The sequence below is a fragment of the Mesorhizobium sp. M7A.F.Ca.AU.001.01.1.1 genome (genome assembly GCF_004022735.1).
In the GTDB taxonomy this organism is placed as follows: domain Bacteria; phylum Pseudomonadota; class Alphaproteobacteria; order Rhizobiales; family Rhizobiaceae; genus Mesorhizobium; species Mesorhizobium ciceri.
In genome coordinates this window covers 1-617 of the sequence record NZ_RZPF01001310.1, presented here as the reverse complement: position 1 = coordinate 617, position 617 = coordinate 1, and the positions used below count along the sequence as shown (strand labels likewise).

1 protein-coding gene and 1 pseudogene are annotated in these 617 nt (G+C 58.3%); one reads left to right on the top strand and one right to left on the bottom strand.

What is annotated here, in order from left to right; all coding sequences use genetic code 11:
- Positions 1-305, top strand: a pseudogene (locus tag EN884_RS39215) (hypothetical protein); the annotation flags it as partial.
- Between the two features lie 120 nt (positions 306-425).
- On the opposite strand, the gene EN884_RS37865 reads toward EN884_RS39215, so the two are convergent.
- Positions 426-617: hypothetical protein (locus tag EN884_RS37865; RefSeq protein WP_164895512.1), on the bottom strand; the 192-nt coding region annotated here is incomplete at its 5' end.

The following is a 617-nucleotide window of genomic DNA, read 5'->3' as shown; positions in this document are numbered from 1 at the left end:
ATCTGTATGCTCTCGCTTACCAAGCGAGAAACAATTTTCTCCATGGCGAGCCAGTTGGACGGGAGCACTTGGTTTTACCTTCCGGTCAGCCCGTTGGGTTTTTGGTCTCGGCGCTTTATCGAAACGCAATTGCGACATTTGTAGATCTGACAGCTACCGTAAGCATCGACGGAAAGGCGTCTGTTGGAGCAATCGCACAGGCAATATCTGAAATGTCCGACCGTCGAAGAGTTCCGCGCACTGTAGAAGATGCCTTCATTAAGGCCATGGCTCCTAAGCCGGAAACCGAAGACGACGATGAGTAGCGACAACAGCCATTCCCGCAGCTATGCACTTTAAAAGAACCTGCTGGTCGAGCACTGCAGCGGCGCTGAAATCCGCCCTTCACGCGATGACCCTGTCGCCTGCAGCGAACCGCAGGCGCCCTATTCCGCGGCCAACGCCGTGACCTCGCGGCGGAAGGGCAGTGCGTCGCCGATATCGGCTTCATCCAGCTCGCGCGCGAAGCGGTGACCGGCATAGGTTGCCCAGGCGATCGGACCCGGCGCCTCGGCGTCGCCGATGATTTTGATCGAGCGGATTCCGCTGTCGGCCCATTCGTCCCGCCGCGCCTTCAA